This window comes from Amycolatopsis vancoresmycina (genome assembly GCF_000716785.1).
In the GTDB taxonomy this organism is placed as follows: Bacteria; Actinomycetota; Actinomycetes; order Mycobacteriales; family Pseudonocardiaceae; genus Amycolatopsis; species Amycolatopsis vancoresmycina.
The window spans coordinates 57,916-74,338 of record NZ_JNYY01000026.1; the positions used below are offsets into that span (position 1 = coordinate 57,916).

Sequence of the window (16,423 nt, forward strand, 5' to 3'; positions counted from 1 at the left end):
ATGGAGCTGAGTCTTGACGAACTGCGGGTGCTGACGAGCTGGGCGGCGGCCTGCGCGGCCCGGGTCCTGCCGTTGATCCCGGACGACCCCCGCCCGGCAGCGGCGATCGCGGCGGCCCGGGAGTTCGCGTCGGGAGGCCCCCGAACACGCGGCTTGCGCGCGGCGGCCTGGGAGGCGTTGGCGGCGGCGGGTTCAGCTTCCACCCCGGCGGCGTCGGCGGCGGCCCGCGCCGCGGTGGGTGCGGCCGGGGCGGCGTACCTGCATCCGTTGGCGTCGCCGCACCAGGTGAAGCACATCGTGGGCCCGGCCCAGCAGGCGGCGTTGGCGTGCGAGCTGGCGGGCGGTTCCGCGGAGGCGGAGCTCGAGTGGGCGCTGTCGCAGGCTCCTGAGGGGGTGCGGGAGACATTGCGGAGGTTCCCGCCAGGCAGGCCGGGCAAGACCCGCCTGGGTGAACTGCACCGCCGGCTGGAAACCGCCCTTCGATCGGCTCAAGGCTGACCTACGCGGCCTTCTTGTCCCGCAGCATGGTGCGAACCGTGCGCACGACGTTGTCGATGCCCGAAGGCGGCAGCCTGAGCTGCTGGTCGGGGTGGCGCTCGTCGGAGATGCCGAAGACGATCCTTGTCCGATCCCCGCTGGCGACGACCAGCTGAAACTCGTGCAGCAACACCTTCTCGAACCAGAGGCCGCCGTCGTCTTCCGCGGGCAGGTCGCTGCCGTCGCTGACCGCCGTCAAGACCGCGACGACGTCCGCGTAGTGGTACTCGTGGGTCTCCTCCTGGAACAACCCGGCAACGCGCAGGTCGATCACGCACCGGTACAGGGCCAGGTGATAGTCGGTCGGGCAGAGCACGAGGACGGCGTACCGGGAGAACCGCCAGACGCCGTCACCACCCAGCGTTGCGCGGGACGTCGGAACCGGGCCGGTGACGACGAGCGGATCCCGCGGCGCCGCACCGAGCCCGGCGTCGGCCAGCGGGTCCCAGTCCACCGGCGCCAGTTCGAGGTCCTCGGCGGTCAGGTCGAGCCGCTCCAGGGCACGCCGGCGGACCTTGGCGAGTTCGTGGTCGCGGATCTTGTCGATGATCGCGTCCCGCGGCTTGGGCAGCGCCGCCTCGCAGGCGTCGCGGTACGCCTCGTACAGCGGGAGGCCGCGCGCCAAGCCGACACCGCCGAGGGCGATCACGGCGATTCCGAGCAGCCAAGGACCGGCCACGGTGAGCAGCACGCCCACCACGATCACCGCCGCCCCACCACCGGCATACAGCCAGATGCGCGCCCGCTCCTGCGCGCTCGGCATCCGGGCGAAGTACCGGTCGACGATCTCCCGGCGGTCGTCGGCGGCCTCGGACAGCGTCATCGTCCGGTCTCCCATCCCCGCTTCGCGGCGGCGAGCAGCTGCCACACCCGGTTCTCCGGGGCGCTGACGTGGTCGAGGATCCGCCTGACCTGCCCGGGATCCGCGGCGGCCACGAGCGCCGGCACGAGGTCGGGCACGGTGCCGCCCTGCTGCCAGCCCCGGCCCCGGTCTTCTTCGATCAGCAGCAGGAGGATCCGTGCATGCGGGAGCAGCATGACCCGGCGGAGGCTGTCGCGGACGGCGGTCAGCTCGTCGTTCGACCTGACCCGGTGCGGCCGCCGGCCGCGCAGGAGCGCAAGGGCGAAAAGGAAGTCCAGCTCGGGATCCGCCGTCGCCCGGCGCGCCTGCCCGAGCTGCGCCACGGCCGTCTCGTAGTCCTTGCGGCCCAGGGCGCGGACCCCTTCGGCCAGGTAGTCGGGCTCGGTGGTCCCGTGGTGGTGCACCTCGCCCAGGTACACGTCCCCGACGCGGCCGGCCTGGACGACGTTGCCGTGCACGGTCCCGCTCACTGTGTTGCGGGTGGTCTCCCCGGGCTCTTCCATGGCCCTACAGTCGCCGTGGCACCCGGCGATGTTCCGTGGCCGGCCAGGCGACACCCAGATTCAGCCGATCGGCCGAACGGGAGCGTCAAAGCGCGAGTTCGTCCAAATCGGACTCCAGCCGAGCCCGCCAGGTCCACCGCCGGTCGGTCGGGTCCGCCTCCTCCGCAGGCGGCGGCCCCAACGGCAACGCCTGATCCGTCACCCCGAACGTCACCCGGTACGCCAGCACCGACGCCGCCGTGCGGATCCATGCGTCGCCCGATGTTCCCGATGGTGGGGCCACTCCCAACGCGTTCCCGAACCACATCGGCAGCAACGCGCTGGCCCCCAAAGCGTCCGTGATCCGCGTCCGCAGCCGGACCTGCAGGTCGTGCCACGCCCGCTCGGCGCGCTCCAGCTGCGGGACCACCCTGGCCTCGACCGCGTCCGCCTCGCGCAACGCCAGCCGCGCCTGGTCGGCCGCCGAGACCGCCGCCGGGATCTCCTCGTCCAGCAACGTCCGGCGGCGGGTCGATGATGCCCGCAACGACGACTCCGCGTCGCCTCGGGCGCGGGACCCTCGGTCCGTCGATGCCAGGACGCGCACCACCTCCAGCAGGTCCGCGTCACACCGCGAAAGCGCTCCGCGCACCGCGTCCAGGTGCGCGATCTCCTCCGCGTACCGGGCCCGCTGCTCCTTCGTCACCAGCTCCTTGTGCAGGTCGTCCCACCGCGCCGCCTCGGCCGCGAGTGCGCGCGTCTCCGTGCCGACGTCGTCGAGGTCCGCCTGCGGTACCCCGTCGGCGACGCGGACCGCGCGCTCCAAGACCCGGACCTGCTGCTGCAGCCGCTCCAGCTGCCTGCCGAGGCGGTCGATCCGGTCGTCCTGGGGGTCCGGGCCGCCGCGCTCGAGCCGCTCCGCCAGGTCGGCGACGTCCTGGCCCAGGCGGTCGTCGGCGGCGCGCAGCCCGTCCACCGCCGCGAACAGCTCGTCGAGGTCGCGGCGCGCCGGATCCACCGGCTCGGCGTACTCCTGCGAGAACTCCGGGTCGTCGCCGTAGGTCGCGTAGCCGTGGCTCACGGGATCCGGCTTTCCCGCCACAGCAGCGCGATCGTGCCCGCGGCGCCCAGCGCCGCCAGGATCGTGCAGACCACCGCCCCGGACCACGGGATCAGCGCGAGCACCAGTACCAAAGCCGTGAGGCTGCCCGTCCACGCCGCCCGCGTCCGCTCGCGGATCACCGCGCCCGAGCGGCGGACCGGGGCGAAGCCGATCCACGCCCCCGCGCCGAACAACGGCACCAGCAGGAGCAGCCACACCGGCGAGCGCACCTCGAACAGCACCAGCGCCCCGGCGACCAGCGGTACCAGCACGGGCGCGGCCGCGAACCAGACGACCGCGCGCTGCGTGGCCGCGTGCCGGGACTCGAGTTCGGCGTCGGCGAGCCGGCGCCTGGCCTCGTCGAAGGCCACCTCCGCGTCGAGCAGCCGGTGGGCCGTCGCCACCAGCTCGTCCATCGCCTCGACGTCGCCGGGCGGGGTCGCGAGCCCGTCCCGCAGGTCCTGCTTGAGCCGGGCGACGCGCCCCTGCGCCAGGTCGCGGTCGTGCTGCGCCGGAGTCGTCACACGACCACTTTAGGTGCCGCCGCCGTCACCACCGGCCAACGCGGCCGGTGAGTCGTCAGAGGTCGCCGAGGGCGGTGACTGGCGACTCCACGCAGTCGGCGACGAACCGCAGGAACCCGCCGGCCGTGCCGCCGTCGCAGACGCGGTGGTCGAAGGCCAGCGTCAGCTCGCAGACCTTCCGGGCCACCAGGGCACCGTCGACCACCCACGGCCGGTCGATGATCCGGCCGATGCCGAGGATCGCCGCCTCGGGGTGGTTGATGATCGCGGCCGAGCCGTCGACGCCGAAGACGCCGTAGTTGTTGACGGTGAAGGTGCCGCCGGTGAGGTCCGCGGGCGCGAGCTTGCCGTCCCGGGCGGTGCGCGCGCGGTCGCCGATCGCCGCCGACAGGTCCCGCGTCGACAGCGCCCCGGCGTCCCGCACGACCGGCACGACCAGGCCGCGGTCGGTCTGCGCGGCGAAACCCAGGTGGATCTCGTCCAGCAGCACGATCTCGTCGCCCTCGACCCGCGAGTTCAGCTCCGGGTACTTCTTCAGCCCCGCGACGGCGAACCGCGCGATCAGCCCGAGCAGGCTGACCGGCCGATCGGACCGGGCGTTCAGCTCGGCCCGCGCGGCGACCAGCCCGGTCGCGTCGACGTCGACCCAGACGGTGGCCTCGGGGATCTCGCGCCGGGACGTCGTCAGCTTGTCGGCGACGGCCTTGCGCACCCCGGTGAGCGGGATCCGCCTGCCCGGCGCGGCGGTCTTCTTCAGCGCCCCTTCGACGTCGGCGCGGCGGATGATGCCGTCCGGCCCACCCGGGGTGAGCTTCGCCAGGTCGATCCCGTTGTCCGCGGCCAGTTTCCGGACGAACGGCGAGATCACGCCCGGCTGCTGCGGCCGGCTCGGCGGCGTGGCGCTCGCCGGACGCCGGGCGCGCTTGCGCCGGGTGGTGGGCGCGGTGCCGTAGCCGATCAGGACGTTCCCGCTCCCCGACGACGTCGTGACGCCGGGCTCGGCGAACCCGCCGACGCTCAGCAGCGGCGCGCCGACCGGCAGCAGCTGCCCCGGCTCGCCATGCAGCGCGGACACCACGCCGGCGAACGGCACCGGCACCTCGACCGCCGCCTTCGCCGTCTCGACCTCGACGACGATCTGGTCGACGCCGACGGTGTCGCCGACCTTGACCCGCCAGTCCACGATCGCCGCCTCGGTCAGGCCTTCGCCGAGGTCCGGCAGCAGGAAGTCAGGCACCGGCCACCACCGGCGTGTCGGCCCACTGCAGGCGCGCGATCGTGTCGAGGATCCGGTCGACGTCGGGCAGCATGTGCCGCTCGAGCTTCGGCGCCGGGTACGGGACGTCGAGCCCGGTGACCCGCAGGACGGGTGCGTGCAGCTGGTGGAAGCACTGCTCGGTGACGCGCGCGACGACCTCGGCGCCGTAGCCGCCGAAGCCGGCGGCCTCGTGCACGACGACCGCGCGGCCGGTGCGGCGGACCGACGCCGTGACGGTCTCGTCGTCGAACGGCGACAGCGACCGCAGGTCGACGACCTCGACGTCCCAGCCCTCGTCCTTCGCCGCCTCGGCGGTTTCCAGCGCGGTGGCGACCATCGGGCCGTACGCGATCAGCGTGACGTCCTTGCCGTGGCGCCGGACCACGGCCCGGTCCATGGCCGCGCCGCTGCGCGTGAAGCTGACCTCTTCGCTCGACCAGTAGCGGCATTTCGGTTCGAGGAAGACCACCGGGTCCGGCGACTCGATGGCGTCGCGGAGCAGGTCGTAGGCGTCCTGCGCGGTGCCCGGCGTGACGACGCGCAGGCCCGGCGTGTGCGTGTAGTACGCCTCGCTGGAGTCGCAGTGGTGCTCGACGCCGCCGATGCCGCCGGCGTACGGGATCCGGATGACCATCGGCAGTTCCAGCGCGCCGCGCGTGCGGTTGCGCAGCTTCGCGACGTGCGAGGTGATCTGCTCGAACGCGGGGTAGGCGAAGGCGTCGAACTGCATCTCGACGACCGGGCGGAACCCGCCCATGGCCATCCCGACGGCGAACCCGACGATGCCGGATTCGGCGAGCGGGGTGTCGAAGCAGCGGTCCTCGCCGAAGTCGGCGGTGATGCCGTCGGTGACGCGGAAGACGCCGCCGAGCGTGCCGACGTCCTCGCCGAACACGAGGACGCGGTCGTCGTCCTTGAGGGCGTCCCGCAGGGCCGCGTTGAGCGCCTGCGCCATGGTGGTCGTCATCAGGCCTCCAGTTCGGCTTCGAGGGCGGCCCGCTGCCGCTGCAGCTGGCGGGTCGGTTCGGCGTAGACGTGGTCGAACAGCGACAGCGGGTCGAGCTCGGGCTCGGCGTTCAAGGTGTCGCGGACCGACTGGGCGAACACCTCGGCGTCGGCCGCGAACCGCTCGATTTCGCTGTCCTGCAGCAGGTTTTCGTTCTTGAGATGGGTTTCGAGCCGCTTGAGCGGGTCTGCTTCGCGCCACTTCGCGACTTCTTCGGCGTCGCGGTAGCGGGTGGCGTCGTCGGCGTTGGTGTGGGCGTCGATGCGGTAGGTGTGGGCCTCGACGAGCACCGGCCCCTTGCCGTCGCGCGCGTGCTTCACGGCGTCGTCGAGGACGGCCAGGACGGCGACGGCGTCGTTGCCGTCGACCTGCTCCGAGCGCATGCCGTAGCCGATGCCCTTGTACGCCAGCGCGGCCGCGGCGCTCTGCTTCTCGAAGGGCACCGAGATGGCGAAGCGGTTGTTCTGCACGAAGAACACCACGGGCGCCTTGAAGACGGCCGCGAAGTTGAGGGCTTCGTGGAAGTCGCCTTCGCTGGTGGCGCCGTCTCCGATGAGCGCGACCGCGACGGCGTCTTCGCCGCGTCGCTGCATCGCGTGCGCCAGGCCGGCGGCGTGGAGCGTCTGCGTCGCGAGCGGCGTGCACTGCGGCGCTACGCGCGTCTCGACGGGGTTGTAGCCGCAGTGCGCGTCGCCGCGAAGGAGCGTCAGGACTTCGCCGGGCTTCAGGCCGCGGGCGACGAGGGCGACCGAGTCCCGGTAGGTCGGGAAGAGCCAGTCGCGCTCGCCGAGCGCCAGCGCGGCGGCGACCTGGCAGGCTTCCTGCCCGGCGCTGGACGGGTAGACGGCGAGGCGGCCCTGCTTGGTGAGCGCGGTCGCCTGGACGTCGAACCGGCGGCCCAGGACCATCAGCCGGTAGGCATCCTTGAGCCGTGCACCGGCGGGTTCGCCGTATCCGCCGTGGTGGTCGGCACGGCTCCCGTCTTCGGCGACGAACCGCACGGGGGCAGCCGACGGCAGCAGGGTCTCCACGGCCATGACGCACACCACCTCTCGCAGACATATGATGCTGAAATGGTGGTTCTCGGCGGTGTTGTGTTCAAGGGCTGGCGGAAATGAGCGACAAACGGACTCCAGAGGGCCATTCCCCGGACCAAACGTCCAGCGGCGCCCTGGCGCACGGCGCGCTGGCGGGACGAACGGTCCCGGCCCTGGACGAGGTCGACCGGGCGATGCTGGCGGAGCTGTCGGCGGACGGCCGCCTGGCGGTGCGCGCACTGGCGGAGCGCCTGCACATCTCGCGCACGAACGCGTATGCACGGCTGGAGCGCCTGCTGGCGGAGGGTGTGATCACCGGCTTCGGCGCCCGGATCGACCCACGCCGGGCGGGGCTGGGCACGTCGGCGTACATCATGGTGACGGTCGAGCAGACGTCCTGGCGCACGATGGCGACGGACCTGCACGAGATCCCGTACGTCGACCACGTGGCCCTGGTGGGCGGCGACTTCGACATCCTGCTGCTGGTCCGGACCCCGGACAACTCGACACTGCGGGACGTGGTGCTGGAACGGCTGCAGGCGCTCGAAGGCGTGCGGTCGACGCGGACCTGGCTGATCTTCGAAGAACTGCCCGGATCGGTGCTGAGCTGACAGTAGGGTGCCGGACATGGCCGACTCCGGTTACACCTGCACCTGCTGCGGCGAGCACCACGCCGAACTGCCGTTCGCCTACGGCGCCCCCGCCCCGGCCTTCTGGCAGGGCGGCGACGGCGACGTCCTCGAAGAGGAACGCTGCGTCATCGGCGGTCAGCACTACTTCCTTCGCGGCCGCATCGTCCTCCCGGTGCTCGACGCCGACGACGACTTCGAGTGGGGTGTCTGGGTCTCGGTCAGCAAGGAGAACTTCTTCCGCGCCGAAGACCGGTGGGACGACCCGGACCGTGCGGCCGAGCCGCCGTACTTCGGGTGGCTCTCCACCGAGCTGCCCGGCTACGAGCCCGGCACGCTGAACCTCAAGACCAACCTGCACACGCGGCCGCCCGGGGAACGGCCGCTCGTCGAGCTCGAACCGACCGGGCACCCGCTCGCCGTCGAGCAGCGGGGCGGCATCACGCTCGTCCGCGTGCAGGCGGTCGCCGAGCTGCTCCGGCACCCGTGACCCGACGGGCAACACCCGTGCCCGCAAGCACCCTTGCCCCGCGGCACCCGGCGAGCTACACAGGACAGCACGTCACCCGCTCGCCGGGCGACTCTTATTTTATGTCGAGAAATAACTACCCCGAAACCTATTGACGGCGCCCCCGCGCCGCGGTGAGGATCGGCCGGTCCGCCGTTCATCGCAGAATGGACCAGACCATGGCCAGAAGATCCCGCGCGTGGTCACGTGCGCGCCGAAGTTCGCTCGTCACGCTGATGAGCCTCAGCTTGCTGGGTGCCGCAGCACAGGCTATCCCCGCGCAAGCGGAAACGCCGCAGCCCGTCATCGGGCAGCCCGCCAAGGACAAGGACGGCTGCGCCAAGATCGAGAAGAGCCTGCCGACCCTCGCGGACTGGCCGAAGGTCGACAGCCGGTTCAAGGGCAAGGCCGACGACGAGGCGCGCATCGCCCAGATCCTCCAGGGCATGACCCTGGAGGAAAAAGTCGGGCAGATGACGCAGCCCGAGATCACGTCGATCACCCCCGACGAGGTCAAGCAGTACGCCATCGGCTCCGTCCTCAACGGCGGCGGCGCGTGGCCCGGCGGCAACAAGCACGCCACCCAGCAGGACTGGCTGAACCTCGCCGACGCCTACTGGAACGCTTCGAAGACGAGCCGCACCAAGATCCCCGTCATCTGGGGCATCGACGCGGTGCACGGCAACAACAACGTCTACGGCGCCACCGTCTTCCCGCACAACATCGGCCTCGGCGCCGCGCACGACCCGTGCCTCGTCCGCGACGTCGCCGGCGCCACCGCGCGGCAGATCCGCGCCACCGGCCAGGACTGGGCCTTCTCGCCCACCCTCGCCGTCGTCCAGGACGACCGCTGGGGCCGCACCTACGAAGGCTTCTCCGAGGACCCGCGCATCACCCGCGCCTACGGTTTCGAAGCCATCGACGGCCTGCAGGACGGCGCCACCAAGCGCATCGGCTACAACGGCGTCATCGCCACCGCCAAGCACTTCATCGGCGACGGCGGCACGCTCAAGGGCCAGGACCAGGGCGTCAACCCCTCGTCCGAAGCGGACATGATCAACATCCACGGCCAGGGCTACTACGGCGCGCTCGCCGCCGGCACCCAGACCGTGATGGTGTCGTTCAACAGCTGGACCAACGCCGACCTCGGCATCAACGAGGGCAAGCTGCACGGCAGCGACAAGGCGCTGAACCAGATCCTCAAGGGCAAGATGGGCTTCGACGGCCTCGTCGTGTCCGACTGGAACGGCATCGGCCAGGTCACCGGCTGCACGAACTCCTCGTGCCCGCAGGCGATCAACGCCGGCATCGACATCGTGATGGTGCCCGCCGACTGGAAGGCGTTCATCACCAACACCGTCGCCCAGGTCCGGAACGGCCAGATCCCGATGTCCCGGATCGACGACGCCGTCACCCGCATCCTGCGCGTGAAGCTGCGCGACGGCCTGTTCGAGTCGCAGAAGCCGTCCGATCGCTCGTACGCGAACTCCGACGAGGCGCTGAAGGACAACTGGCTGGCGCGTGACGCCGTCCGCGAGTCGCAGACGCTGCTGAAGAACAACGGCAACGTGCTGCCGCTGAAGCCGTCCTCGAAGGTCCTGGTCGTCGGCAAGAGCGCCGACAACATCCAGAACCAGACCGGCGGCTGGACGCTCAGCTGGCAGGGCACCGGCAACACCAACGCCGACTTCCCGAACGCGACCTCGATCCTGAGCGGCATCAAGCAGGACCTCGGCGACGCGAACGTCACCTTCGACGCCACCGGCACCGTCGACCCCAAGGGCTTCGACGCGGTCATCGCCGTCATCGGCGAGACGCCGTACGCCGAGGGCGTCGGCGACCTGACCCGCAAGACCCTCGAGGCGTCGAAGCTCTACCCCGAGGACCTGGCCGTGCTGGACAAGGTCAGCGGCAAGGGCACGCCGGTCGTCACCGTGTACGTCGGCGGCCGCCCGCTGTACATGAACAAGGAGATCAACCGCTCCGACGCGTTCGTGGCCGCGTGGCTGCCGGGCACCGAGGGCGGCGGTGTCGCGGACATGCTGGTCAAGGGCAAGGACGGGACGGGTTACCAGGGCACGCTGTCGTACTCGTGGCCGAAGAGCGCGTGCCAGTCGCCGCTCAACCCGTGGTCGCCGGACTACGACCCGCTGTTCAAGCTCGGCTACGGCCTCAAGACCGGGCAGCGCGCCACGGTCGGCCCGCTGGACGAGACCCCCGGCCCGGCGGCGTGCGGCTCGACCGGCGGCGGCGGGACCGCGACCGAGGACCTGTCGATCTACGACCGCACCGACGTGCCGCCGTACACGAGCCAGATCGGCTCGGCGGAGAACTGGGGCGGCACGGTGATCGGCCCGGACGGCACGGCGGCGCACAGCGAGATCAACGTCGTCCCGACGGACGTCAACGTGCAGGGCGACGGCCTCAAGGCAACCTGGACGGGAGCCGGCGCGGCCCAGCTGTACATGCAGAACACAGCGGGCACGAACGACCTCCGTGGTTACCTGAACGCGGACGCGGCCCTGGAGTTCGACACGATCGTGCAGCAGGCACCGGCCAACCGGACGGTGATCAGCATGCACTGCGTCTACCCGTGCTTCTCCGAGGTGAACGCGACCAAGCTGTTCACCGACCTGGCGGGCGGCGCGAAGACGACGGTGAAGATCCCGGTGTCCTGCTTCAACAACGGGCTGGACTTCGAGCACATCAACACGCCGTTCCTGGTGTACACGGACGGGAAGTTCCAGGCGTCGTTCGCGAACGTGCGGTGGGTACCGCAGGGGGCGAAGGATCCTGACGCGAGACCCTGTTCGAGCTTGACCTGACGGCGACCGGGCCGGGAGCGCACCACGCTCCCGGCCCGGTTCAGTTCCGCGGCAGGTGCGCGGCCAAGCCGTCCAGCACCCGCTCCAGCCCCGCCTCGAACAGCCGGTCCTGGCGGTCCGCGGCGTGCGGGGTCTGCGCCTCGATCATCACCCGCGTCAACCGCGGATACCGGCCGCTGCCCATGATCGCCGGGCCGTACTCGCCCTGCTGGTCCATCCACTGCTCGTGCGTCAGCCCGGAGCGGCGGGCCGCCTCGCGGTCGCCCAGCTCGCCCAGCACGTGGCCGAGCACGAACGCCGACAGCGTGCCCAGCGTCGCCAGCATCTCGTCGGTGTCCAGGTCGAGGCCGTCGAACACCGACAGCGTCAGCTCCGACCACCACAGGCTGTTCGGGCCGTGGTTGGCGCGGCCGGACGCCAGCGACGGCAGCCACGGGTGCCGCAGCGCCGTCTCGCGCAGCAGGCACGCGATGGCGCACAGGCCCGGCCGCCAGCCGTCCGGCAGCGTCGTGTCGCGCAGCTCCCCCAGCACCTCGTCGCCCATCAGCTCCAGCACGTCGTCCTTTTTGGACACGTACCGGTAGAGCGACGTCGTGCCGGTGCCGAGTTCGGCGGCGATCCGCCGCATCGACACCGCGTCGATCCCCTCCGCGTCGGCGATCCGGACGGCGGCGGCCGCCACGTCGCGCCGGCCGTGGGCGGGCTTCGGGCCGCGGGTCCCGTGTTCGGGGCGCATCCAGATCACCGGATGGTCCTGCACCGGCACCTCCTCGGATATTGCGAACACTGTACCCAGTTCGCTAGCGTGGCGAATACCAGGAACATCGTTGCCGGGTTTTGGGGGAGCAATGGACTACGACGTGGTGGTGGCCGGAGCCGGCCCGGTGGGCCTCATGCTGGCCGGCGAACTGCAGCTGGGCGGCACCCGCGTGCTGGTGCTCGAACGCGAGACGGACCCGCCGCCCGCCCGCTTCGGGTCCATGGGCGCCCGCTCGGTCAACGCGCCTACCGTGCACGCGCTCAACCTGCGCGGCCTGCTGCCCGCCGTCGAAAAGACCGCCCTCAGGTGGCTCGGAGCGCTCCCCGAAGCGCGGAGCGAGCGCCAAGACGTCTTCGTCGGCCACTTCGCCGGGATCGGCATCCGCGCCGACCGGCTCAAACCGCCGGAGCCCGGCGAGGAGTTCCTCGGCGCGGGCGTGGTCAGCCAGGGCGACCTGGAAGCGGTCCTCGCGGAACGGGCGGCGGCACTGGGCGTGGAGATCCGCCGGGGCACCGCCCTCACCGGGTTCGACGCGGGGCCCGACGCGGTGGACGTCCACATCGGACCCGAAACCGTCCGCGCCGGCTGGCTCGTGGGCGCGGACGGCGGCCGCAGCACGGTACGCGGGCAGGCCGGGTTCGACTTCCCCGGCGTGGACCCGGTGTTCACCGGCCGCCAGGCCGTCGTGGACCTCGCCGACGCGCACCAGCTCACCGCGGGCGGCTGGCAGCCCGGCGAAAACGGCGCCTACACGCTGGGCGGGTGGGCGGACGGCGACGGGCCGCCCCGCGTGCACACCGTCGAGTTCGCCGCCCCGCCCGCCGACCGCGACGCGCCCGTGACGGCGGAGGAGATGCAGGCCAGCCTGCGCCGGGTCAGCGGCACCGACGTGACAGTCACCCGCGTGCACGTCGGCACCCGCTACGCCGACACGACCCGGCAGGCCACCAGCTACCGGCGGGGCCGGGTGTTCCTCTGCGGCGACGCCGCGCACGTGCACTCGCCCGCGGGCGGGCAGGGCATGAACCTGGGTCTCGGCGACGCGGTCAACCTCGGCTGGAAGCTCGCGCTCGTCGCCCGCGGCGCGGCGCCGGACTCGTTGCTCGACACCTACCAGGCCGAACGCCACCCGATCGGCGCGTGGGTGCAGAAGTGGAGCATGGCGCAGACCGCGCTGAGCACGGCGCAGGGACCGCGGGCGGACGCGCTGCGCGAAGTGGTGGCCGGCCTGCTGGACACCCCGGACGGCGCCACCCACGTCGTGTCGATGATCGGCGGCCAGTGGCAGCACTACGACCTGCCCGGCGACCACCCGCTGATCGGCCGCCGCGTCCCGGACCTGCCCCTGACCGACGGCACCACCATGGCCGCCCACTTCCGCACCGGCCGGGCCGTCCTGCTGGACACGGGCACCGGCGCCGCCGCCGTGGCGCAGGCGTGGCGCGACCGCGTCACGACGGTCACCGCGCGGCCGGTCGCGTACCCGGACCAGCCGATGGCCGCGCTGATCCGCCCGGACGGCCACGTCGCCTGGCTCACCCTGGGCGACACCGACCAGGAGGAGCTCCGCACGGCTCTGACGACGTGGCTCGGCCCCGGGCGCGTCTCCGGGGACGGAGGTCGTCCGGCCCGGCGCTGATCACCCGGCCGAGCCGATCGCGAACACGTGCAGGTCCGGCTCCGCCGGAAGGGTCACCGAAGCGATCCGCTTCCCGGCCGGGGCGTCGAACGGCGCCGTCGCGTACACCGACGCCCCGCCGCCCGGGCCCCCGGGCTGGTTGCGGTGGTCCGTGTGCGCGACGAGCGTGTTGCCGAAAACCGGGTCCGTGCCGCCGCCCGGGAAGACCCAGTCGCCGAACGACAGGTCCGCCTGGCCCGTGGTGCCGTCGGTGAAGGTGACCGTGGCCGAGGCGCGGTGGTCGCCGTTCGATGCCGTCCCGACGAACGACAGCCGCGTTCCGGACACGCGGATGGTCTGCCCCGCCGGGACGACGTTGTCCGGCCGGCCCGCCGGCGCCGCGGGCCACGTGAACGTCGTCCCCACCGCCGAAGCGGTCTGGCCGCCGACGAGCCCGGCCGCGGCCAGCGCCTGCCGGGACAGGCTGTTGCCGGCGCCGTCGATGTCGGCCGAGCCCGTGTCGCCGTCGTCGGAGATGCCGACGTCCGAGTACGCCGCCGCGAGGCCGTTCTTCGAGGCGACCAGCACGATCACCGAGGACGTCACCGTCGTACCGCCGCCGCGGACGGTCACCGGCACCTGGTGGTAGCCCTCGGGTGTCCCGGCGGCCACCGCCACCGTCAGCTTCGCGGTGCCGCTGCCGGTGCGGTCGTCGAGCCGCAGCTGCCTCGGGCCGGTCACCGTGATCCCGGACGGCGGCCGGGTGCCGACGTCCAGGACGCGGTCGTGGCCGCCGAGCCGCTGCGCGCCGACCGTGACCTCGCCGGTGCTCCCCGGTTCGACGACGACCTGGTTGGCCACCGACGCCAGGAACGGCTGCTCACCGTCGCGATAGGACGGTGGGGTCGAGTCGGCCGCCCACCGCTTGTCCGGAGTGGATGCGAGCGAGAAGTCGAGCCGGGCGCCGTCGCGCGCGGTGTTCACGGGCAGGGACGTCCGGTCCCAGTGCCGGCCGTTCAGCGCCAGGTCGTGGACGTACGTCGCCGGGGCGGCGGGCGCGTGGACGTCGATCGTCCGCCCGTTCGGCAGCGACAGCACCGCGCGCTCGAACAGGGGGCTGTGCACCACCAGGTCCGGCGTCCCCGGCGTGGCCGGGTAGATGCCGAGCGCGGCCCAGACGTACCACGACGACTGCGCGCCGAGGTCGTCGTTGCCCGGCTCGCCGTCCGGGGTGGCGCTGAACAGGGTCGTCGCGATTTCGCGGACGACCTGCTGCGTCTTCCACGGCTGCCCGACGTGGTTGTACAGCCACGGGACGCCGAAGTCGGGCTCGTTGCCCGCCCACATGTACGGTTCGTTCGGGCCGGCGTTCAGCTGCTGGAAGAAGGTGTCCAGCCGCCGCGAAACCGCGGCCGGGCCGCCCATCGCCGTCACCAGGCCGGCCGGGTCCTGCGGGACCAGCCAGGTGTACTGGGCGGCGTTGCCCTCGTCGAACCCGTCCTGGCCGAACTTCCCCGGCGGCGGCGGGACGTAGGCGGGGCCGTCCGGGAAGCGGCCGTCCTGCGCGCGCGGCTGCAGATAGCCGGTCAGCGGGTTGAAGATGTGCTGCCAGTTCTGGCCGCGTTTCGTGAACTCGCGGGCGACGTCGCGGTCGCCGATGCCCTGGGCGAACTGCGCGATGGCGAAGTCGTCGATCGCCCACTCCAGGGTGATCGAGGCCCCGACACGGGCGTGGTCGCCGCGGGCGGCGTCGTTGTTCGGCAGGTACCCGCGGGCGACGTAGTCTTCGATCCCCCGCCGCTCCTGGTAGGCGCCGGGCGTGTGGTCGACCGAGGTGGCCCCCTTGACCAGGTACCGCAGCGCGGTCTTGACGTCGAAGTCGCGGGCGCCGAACGCGTAGAGGTTCGAGATCAGCGCGACGGAGCTGTCACCGGTCATCTGGCCGGTGTAGCCGTTCGCCATCGGCCAGCGCGGCCACCAGCCGCCCTGGACGGCGTCGTTCGTCAGCGACTGTGCCATGTCGCTGGCTTCCTTCGGGAACAGCATGGCGTGCAGCGGCGCGAGCGAGCGGTAGGTGTCCCAGTCGGAGAAGTTCGCGTACTGGTGGCGCCCCTTCGGCAGCGTCCGGACCTGGTTGTCGAAGCCGATGTACCGGCCGTCGGCGTCGTCGAAGGTGTTCGGGTGCAGCAGCGAGTGGTAGAGCGCGGTGTAGAACGTCTTGAGCAGCGCGGTGTCCTTGCCCGCGACGCGGATCTTGCCCAGCGCCTGCGTCCACCTGTCCCGAGTGGACTTTCGGACCGCGCCGAAGTCCCAGCCCGGCACCTCGGCGGCCATGTTGGCCTTCGCGCCGTCGACGCTCACGTAGGACATCGACACCTTGGCGTGCACGGTCGGCGAACCGAACGTCAGGTACGCGCCCGCCCGCGGCGAGTCGACGCTGTCCGTGCCCGGCCTGACCGACGAGCCGTCCCAAGTGCCGTGCGCGGTGAACGGCTGGTCGAACGTGATGGCGTAGTAGACGGTGTACTTGTTGCCCTTGCCGCAGAAGTTGCCGGTGGTGGCCGAACCGCTGACCTCGCGGTCCCCGGTGGTGCGCAGCGTGGCCGCCGAGTTCCCCGCCAGGCTCGCGCCGCCCTTGACCAGCACCTGCGGTGTCGAGCCCGCCGGGTAGGTGAAGGTGGCCAGCCCGGTGCGGGTCGTCGCGGTCAGCTCGGCCCGGACGTTCGAGTCGGCGAGTGTCACGGCGTAGTAACCCGGCTCGGCCTGCTCGCCGTCGTGGGCGAAGCGCTCGGTGCGGTCCCAGGGAGCGCTGCCGATGTCGCCGGTGACCGGCAGGATAGGCACATCGCCGAAGGCGTTGCAGCCGACCGAGGCGTGGTCGAGGCTGAAGCCCCGGATCCGGTCGGAGTGGTACTGGTAGCCGGCGTACGCACCCTGCGTGTCCGGCGAGAACTGCATCATCCCGAACGGCGCCGCCGGCCCGGGGAAGTTGTTGATCTCGCCGACCGAACTGCCGCCCCGGCCGGTCCCGATCAGCGGGTCGACGTACGCCGCCGGGTCACCGACCAGCGCTGACATCGTTGTCGGAGCCGCCGAAGCGACCGCGGGCGCCCCGAGCACCGCCGCCGCGGCCATCGCCGCCATGAGTCTCGCCCGCACCGGTGTCCTCCTCGTCGAAGCTCCCGCTCTGGTCCGAACCTTCGCGGCCACCGCGGCCGCGGTCAACACTTTGACAAAGACCTGGCTCGTGCCCGCAACGTGTGAAGATCCGGTCA

14 protein-coding genes are annotated in these 16,423 nt (G+C 72.0%); 5 read left to right on the forward strand and 9 right to left on the reverse strand.

The window, feature by feature from the left end; all coding sequences use genetic code 11:
* Entirely contained in the window at window positions 1–498 is a 498-nt protein-coding gene (locus OO60_RS39350; protein ID WP_004560556.1) for a putative immunity protein, read from the forward strand.
* A 1-nt stretch (window position 499) separates the two neighbouring features.
* Here OO60_RS39350 and OO60_RS39355 read toward each other — a convergent pair whose 3' ends face one another.
* The 7 genes from OO60_RS39355 to pdhA form a co-directional block, all read right to left on the reverse strand.
* On the reverse strand, window positions 500–1,360 hold the full coding sequence (locus tag OO60_RS39355) for a hypothetical protein (protein WP_004560557.1): 861 nt from the start codon (window positions 1,358–1,360) through the stop codon (window positions 500–502).
* Window positions 1,357–1,902 carry a hypothetical protein gene (locus tag OO60_RS39360; RefSeq protein WP_033263289.1) on the reverse strand — a complete coding sequence of 182 codons (546 nt, stop codon included), beginning with the start codon at window positions 1,900–1,902 and terminating at the stop codon, window positions 1,357–1,359. The genes OO60_RS39355 and OO60_RS39360 overlap by 4 nt, the downstream gene beginning before the upstream one ends.
* Before the next feature lie 85 nt (window positions 1,903–1,987).
* Window positions 1,988–2,962 (reverse strand): coiled-coil domain-containing protein, encoded by a 975-nt coding sequence (locus OO60_RS39365; RefSeq protein ID WP_004560559.1) that lies wholly within the window; start codon window positions 2,960–2,962, stop codon window positions 1,988–1,990.
* Entirely contained in the window at window positions 2,959–3,507 is a 549-nt protein-coding gene (locus OO60_RS39370) for a hypothetical protein (RefSeq protein ID WP_004560560.1), read from the reverse strand. The genes OO60_RS39365 and OO60_RS39370 overlap by 4 nt, the downstream gene beginning before the upstream one ends.
* A 55-nt stretch (window positions 3,508–3,562) precedes the next feature.
* Window positions 3,563–4,744 (reverse strand): dihydrolipoamide acetyltransferase family protein, encoded by a 1,182-nt coding sequence (locus tag OO60_RS39375; protein ID WP_004560561.1) that lies wholly within the window; start codon window positions 4,742–4,744, stop codon window positions 3,563–3,565.
* Entirely contained in the window at window positions 4,737–5,732 is a 996-nt protein-coding gene (locus OO60_RS39380) for an alpha-ketoacid dehydrogenase subunit beta (protein WP_004560562.1), read from the reverse strand. Before OO60_RS39380 ends, OO60_RS39375 begins: the two co-directional genes overlap by 8 nt.
* Entirely contained in the window at window positions 5,732–6,808 is a 1,077-nt protein-coding gene (gene pdhA / locus OO60_RS39385) for a pyruvate dehydrogenase (acetyl-transferring) E1 component subunit alpha (RefSeq protein ID WP_004560563.1), read from the reverse strand. Before pdhA ends, OO60_RS39380 begins: the two co-directional genes overlap by 1 nt.
* 134 nt (window positions 6,809–6,942) lie before the next feature.
* Between pdhA and OO60_RS39390 the strand changes: the two genes are divergently transcribed.
* The 3 genes from OO60_RS39390 (at window position 6,943) to OO60_RS39400 (ending at window position 10,770) form a co-directional block, all read left to right on the forward strand.
* Window positions 6,943–7,419, forward strand: a complete 477-nt coding sequence (locus OO60_RS39390) for an Lrp/AsnC ligand binding domain-containing protein (RefSeq protein ID WP_081656055.1) — start codon at window positions 6,943–6,945, stop codon at window positions 7,417–7,419.
* A gap of 16 nt (window positions 7,420–7,435) precedes the next feature.
* Window positions 7,436–7,927 carry a DUF2199 domain-containing protein gene (locus tag OO60_RS39395; RefSeq protein ID WP_004560565.1) on the forward strand — a complete coding sequence of 164 codons (492 nt, stop codon included), beginning with the start codon at window positions 7,436–7,438 and terminating at the stop codon, window positions 7,925–7,927.
* A gap of 254 nt (window positions 7,928–8,181) precedes the next feature.
* A complete protein-coding gene (locus OO60_RS39400) occupies window positions 8,182–10,770 on the forward strand; it encodes a glycoside hydrolase family 3 protein (protein ID WP_004560566.1) in 2,589 nt (862 codons plus the stop codon).
* 40 nt (window positions 10,771–10,810) lie between these two features.
* On the opposite strand, the gene OO60_RS39405 is transcribed toward OO60_RS39400, so the two are convergent.
* Window positions 10,811–11,530, reverse strand: coding sequence for a TetR/AcrR family transcriptional regulator (locus OO60_RS39405; protein ID WP_004560567.1), 720 nt, complete (start codon window positions 11,528–11,530; stop codon window positions 10,811–10,813).
* A gap of 88 nt (window positions 11,531–11,618) precedes the next feature.
* On the opposite strand from OO60_RS39405, the gene OO60_RS39410 reads away from it, so the two are divergent.
* On the forward strand, window positions 11,619–13,169 hold the full coding sequence (locus OO60_RS39410) for an FAD-dependent monooxygenase (protein ID WP_051767944.1): 1,551 nt from the start codon (window positions 11,619–11,621) through the stop codon (window positions 13,167–13,169).
* On the opposite strand, the gene OO60_RS39415 is transcribed toward OO60_RS39410, so the two are convergent.
* The gene (locus OO60_RS39415) at window positions 13,170–16,307 is read right to left on the reverse strand and encodes a GH92 family glycosyl hydrolase (protein ID WP_240490919.1); all 3,138 of its coding nucleotides are present in this window, start codon (window positions 16,305–16,307) and stop codon (window positions 13,170–13,172) included.
* Window positions 16,308–16,423: the final 116 nt, after the last annotated feature.